Annotated in this window: 4 protein-coding genes, 4 tRNA genes and 1 rRNA gene; 1 reads left to right on the top strand and 8 read right to left on the bottom strand. The window is 51.9% G+C overall.

Annotation, left to right across the window (positions count from 1 at the left end):
- The 5 genes from ACLEXF_RS25375 to ACLEXF_RS25355 form a co-directional block, all read right to left on the bottom strand.
- Positions 1-198 (bottom strand): GTP-binding protein (locus tag ACLEXF_RS25375; protein WP_032440645.1); only part of this gene is annotated, 198 nt, incomplete at its 3' end.
- Between the two features lie 115 nt (positions 199-313).
- Positions 314-389: transfer RNA gene (locus ACLEXF_RS25370), tRNA-Thr, on the bottom strand.
- Between the two features lie 5 nt (positions 390-394).
- Positions 395-469 (bottom strand) — tRNA-Gly (locus tag ACLEXF_RS25365).
- 115 nt (positions 470-584) lie between these two features.
- Positions 585-669 (bottom strand) — tRNA-Tyr (locus ACLEXF_RS25360).
- Between the two features lie 10 nt (positions 670-679).
- Positions 680-755, bottom strand: a tRNA-Thr gene (locus ACLEXF_RS25355).
- Positions 756-1185: 430 nt separating this feature from the next.
- Between ACLEXF_RS25355 and coaA the strand changes: the two genes are divergently transcribed.
- Complete coding sequence (gene coaA / locus ACLEXF_RS25350) at positions 1186-2136, top strand: type I pantothenate kinase (protein ID WP_004206833.1); 951 nt, start codon at positions 1186-1188, stop codon at positions 2134-2136.
- 26 nt (positions 2137-2162) lie between these two features.
- Here the strand turns inward: coaA and birA are convergent, their stop codons facing one another.
- The 3 genes from birA to rrf form a co-directional block, all read right to left on the bottom strand.
- Positions 2163-3125: a bifunctional biotin--[acetyl-CoA-carboxylase] ligase/biotin operon repressor BirA gene (gene birA, locus ACLEXF_RS25345; protein WP_004206834.1), complete on the bottom strand. Its 963-nt coding sequence runs from the start codon at positions 3123-3125 to the stop codon at positions 2163-2165.
- On the bottom strand, positions 3122-4150 hold the full coding sequence (gene murB / locus ACLEXF_RS25340; protein ID WP_065697611.1) for a UDP-N-acetylmuramate dehydrogenase: 1029 nt from the start codon (positions 4148-4150) through the stop codon (positions 3122-3124). The genes birA and murB overlap by 4 nt, the downstream gene beginning before the upstream one ends.
- A gap of 418 nt (positions 4151-4568) precedes the next feature.
- Positions 4569-4669: ribosomal RNA gene (rrf, locus tag ACLEXF_RS25335) — 5S ribosomal RNA — on the bottom strand; the annotation flags it as partial.

Raw genomic sequence — 4669 nt, 5'->3', positions numbered from 1 at the left:
AGAGGTGTTGATGGTGATACCACGAGCTTTTTCTTCCGGCGCGTTATCGATCTGGTCGAATGCGCGAGCGGAACCACCGTAGGTTTTAGCCAGAACGGTAGTGATGGCAGCGGTCAGCGTTGTTTTACCATGGTCAACGTGGCCGATAGTACCGACGTTAACGTGCGGTTTTGTACGTTCAAACTTTTCTTTAGACATCGATTGTCCCTCTAAGACACGGATAAATCGGTGATATCACCACATCAACCAGGCAACATGCCCGACTTGTTGAATGAACATAACAGAAGAGAAACAGGGAAGGAGAGAAAAGAAGTGGTGCTGATACCCAGAGTCGAACTGGGGACCTCACCCTTACCAAGGGTGCGCTCTACCAACTGAGCCATATCAGCACGTCTGGAGCGGGCAGCGGGAATCGAACCCGCATCATCAGCTTGGAAGGCTGAGGTAATAGCCATTATACGATGCCCGCATCCTGAAACTCGGCTACCCAGTTCTTTCTGTAATACTAAAAAGACTGCTCTCTTTAGTATTGAGCTGATTAGTTTACCCAACCAACTCCGGCTACGCAAAGCGTCGCCAGAAAGTGGTGGTGGGGGAAGGATTCGAACCTTCGAAGTCGATGACGGCAGATTTACAGTCTGCTCCCTTTGGCCGCTCGGGAACCCCACCCAAATTGTTATGGTGCCGACTACCGGAATCGAACTGGTGACCTACTGATTACAAGTCAGTTGCTCTACCTACTGAGCTAAGTCGGCATCAAGTAGCGCGCATTCTAGGGAGAGGAGCGAGTTCATGCAACTAAAAATTTGCATAAAACGTTCTCTTGCTCACATTTTGTGCTCTTACGCGAAAAAACGGTGTAATTTCAAACAAAGGAGTGCAAATAATCGCCAACAAACGGGCCCATCAGGCGCGGTTTCGGTCAGCCACGTTTACCAGGAACGTATGCTGACCGTAAACTGAAAGGCAGCAGGCCGTTAGTACCATCCTGTTAGCAAAGGCCATGCTTTGCAAAGCATAAGAAACTTATTCCTCTCTTGTGACGCTGGCGCGAGAAAGCGGCATTCAATGAGTTTTTTTCTTATTATTCCCGGCAATCTGGTGTTACCCTCCTGCCCATTGTCCTGATTAACTCGTGTGAAGCATCGCCGTTTCAACGTATTCGGTGATGGTAAGAACATGCTTATGAGCCAAAAAGAGCAGACGTTAATGACACCGTACCTACAATTTAACCGCCACCAATGGGCTGCACTTCGTGATTCTGTCCCGATGACGTTAACCGAGGAAGAAATCACGCGGTTAAAAGGCATCAACGAAGATCTCTCTCTGGAAGAGGTTGCTGAGATCTATTTGCCGCTGTCGCGTTTGCTCAACTTCTATATCAGTTCTAACCTGCGTCGTCAGGCTGTTCTCGAACAATTTCTTGGCACCAACGGTCAGCGAATTCCCTATATTATCAGTATCGCTGGCAGCGTGGCGGTAGGAAAAAGCACCACCGCCCGTGTACTGCAGGCCTTGCTGAGCCGTTGGCCGGAGCATCGCCATGTCGAACTCATTACCACTGACGGATTTTTGCACCCTAACTCAGTTTTGAAAGAACGTGGGTTAATGAAGAAAAAAGGCTTTCCGCAGTCCTATGATATGCATCGGCTGGTGAAGTTTGTCTCCGATCTCAAATCAGGGGTACCACAGGCAACTGCACCGGTTTATTCCCATCTAATTTATGATGTTATTCCCGATGGCGATAAAACCGTCGCTCAACCGGATATTCTCATTCTTGAAGGACTGAATGTTCTGCAAAGTGGGATGGATTATCCACACGATCCGCATCATGTATTCGTATCGGATTTTGTCGACTTTTCTATTTATGTCGATGCCCCGGAAGAATTATTGAAAAGCTGGTATATCAACCGCTTTCTTAAATTCCGGGAAGGGGCATTTACCGACCCGGATTCTTATTTTCATAATTACGCCAAGCTGTCGAAGGAAGAAGCGGTCGAAATTGCCACCTCGCTTTGGAATGAGATTAACCTAATGAATCTCAAGGAAAACATCCTTCCAACTCGCGAGCGCGCCAGCCTGATTATGACCAAGAGCGCCAATCATTCTGTTAATCAGGTACGCTTACGTAAATAAAGCAAAGGGAGCCGGAGCTCCCTTTTTTATTCTGCGCTGCGCAATGATATTTCACCACCAACCCAGGCTTTTATCACACCATCCTGCTCCAGCAATAGCGCACCCTGGGCGTCAATGCCGCGGGAAATGCCATAAATTTCTTTATCACCGATAATCAGTTTTACCGGACGATGAATAAAGTTATCCAGTTTTTCCCAGCGCGGCAGATAAGGAGCCAACCCTTCCTGCTCGAACAGCTCCAGTCCCAGGCGCAGCTCTTTAATCAGGCGCGCGGCGAGGAGATTACGGTCGATGACCACCCCCGCTTCCTGAAGACTGATCCAACCCTGATTGACGACATCAGACTCCACACGACGCATCACAAGGTTGATACCCGCGCCGCTGACGATTTGTGCGGCATCGCCCGTTTTCCCCGTCAGCTCCACGAGGATCCCTGACAGCTTACGATCCTGCAGGTAAATATCGTTTGGCCATTTCACGCGAACCTGTTCGGCCCCGAGTTGCTGCAGCACTTCAGCGATCACAATACCAATCACCAGGCTTAGGCCAATCGCCGCTGCCGGGCCCTGCTCCAGACGCCAGTACATCGAGAGATAGAGATTCGCACCAAAGGGGGAAAACCATTTTCTGCCTCGCCGGCCTCGCCCTGCCTGCTGATATTCAGCTACGCAGGCATCGCCGGACGTCAGCTCATCCAGTCTGTCCAGCAAATACTGGTTAGTGGAGTCGATTACCGGAAGGACAGTCACTCGACCGTGCTCTATCTGTTGGGAGATCTTTTTCTCATCCAACAGATGAATGGGCTCTGGCAGGCTGTACCCCTTGCCCGGCACGGTAAACACATCGACGCCCCAGTCGCGTAACGTCTGGATATGCTTATTAATCGCCGCCCGGCTCATGCCTAACTGCTCGCCAAGCTGTTCACCTGAGTGAAACTCACCATCAGCAAGGATAGAAATTAGCGTTAAAGGGATAGTATGGTCTTTCACGCAATGCTCTCCTCTGCGTTGACTTCACCATGCGTTCCAATGAAGCGCACCTCGGGCTGAAGCCATACATTGAATTTTGCCCCCACCTGCTGGCGAACGTAATGGGCTAGCTTTATCACATCCTCGCTGGTCGCTTGATCTTCATTAATCAGTACCAGCGCCTGCTGTCGATGCACGGCCGCGCCGCCGATGCGTTTTCCTTTGAGCTGACATTGATCGATTAGCCAGCCAGCGGCCAGCTTGACGCTGCCGTTTGCCTGCGGATAGTGCGGTGCATGAGGGAACTGCGCCAGCAGCGCTTCAGCAACCTGAGCGCTGACGATCGGGTTCTTAAAAAAGCTGCCAGCATTACCGTTAATCTTTGGATCCGGCAATTTAGTCATTCGCATATGGCAGACCGCATCGAATACCTGTTGCGGGGTGACTGTCTGCGGATCGAGACGTGTTAAATCACCGTAGCTCAGCACCGGTCGCCACGCTTTCTCTAACGCCAAGCCAATCGCGACGATGGCGTAGCGGTCCTGATATTCATGTTTAAAGATGCTGTCGCGATAGCCGAAACGGCATTCCGCTGCGGAAAGGCGTTGTTTACGTCCCGTTTCCAGCTCGATGCAGTCAACATATTCGCAGACCCGCTGCAATTCGACGCCGTAGGCGCCAATATTCTGGATAGGCGAAGATCCTGCGCAACCAGGGATTAATGCCAGATTTTCCAGACCAGGCATCGCATGCTGTAGCGTGAACTGCACCAGTTGATGCCAGTTTTCGCCGGCGCCGACGTGCAAGCGCCAGGCATCCGGGGTTTCGCTCACCTCGATCCCCATAATTCGGTTGAGAATCACCGTACCGGCATAGTCGTTCAGAAACAGGACGTTACTGCCTTCCCCAAGGATTAGCGTGGGTTCGCCAGCCGCGGCAGCGGTTTGCCAGGCGCTTAATAACTGTTGTTCAGTTTCGGCGCGTACTATCGTATTGGCGGATCGCTCAATGCCAAAGGTATTCCAGGGTTTGAGGGAGTGGTTCATAGTGGCTTCCTGATGCAAAATCGGCGTTAGTTTACCGTATCTGGCGGGGGAAGGCTTGCCTGATTACAGAGGCAATAATATTGCGGAGCGTTACCAGTGGTGAGAGGTGTACCGCGCCGGGCTACAGAACCCGCAAGGCCCCTGGCCCAGGTAAGCGCAGCGCCACCGGGGGGGCATGCCGGCACCCTTCCCGGATGGCACAAACGCAAAAAAGCCCAGTCTTTCGACTGGGCTTTCTGCTTTATTTGATGCCTGGCAGTTTATGGCGGGCGTCCTGCCCGCCACCCTCCGGGCCGTTGCTGCGCAACGTTCAAATCCGCTCCCCGCGGATTTGTCCTCCTCTGGAGCGCGCTCACCGACAGACAACAGACAAAACAAAAGGCCCAGTCTTTCGACTGAGCCTTTTGTTTTATTTGATGCCTGGCAGTTCCCTACTCTCACATGGGGAGACCCCACACTACCATCGGCGCTACGGCGTTTCACTTCTGAGTTCGGCATGGGGTCAGGTGGGACCACCGC

The sequence above is a fragment of the Klebsiella pneumoniae complex sp. WS1778 genome (genome assembly GCF_049472055.1).
GTDB classification, from domain to species: Bacteria; Pseudomonadota; Gammaproteobacteria; order Enterobacterales; family Enterobacteriaceae; genus Klebsiella; species Klebsiella quasipneumoniae.
Note: the sequence above shows the minus strand (reverse complement) of the source record. Positions and strands in the feature narration are given on the sequence as shown.

Coding starts and splice junctions, on each gene's coding strand:
- coaA (WP_004206833.1), top strand. CDS start 1,186: ATGAGCCAAAAAGAGCAGACGTTAATGACACCGTACCTACAATTTAAC.
- murB (WP_065697611.1), bottom strand. CDS start 4,150: ATGAACCACTCCCTCAAACCCTGGAATACCTTTGGCATTGAGCGATCC.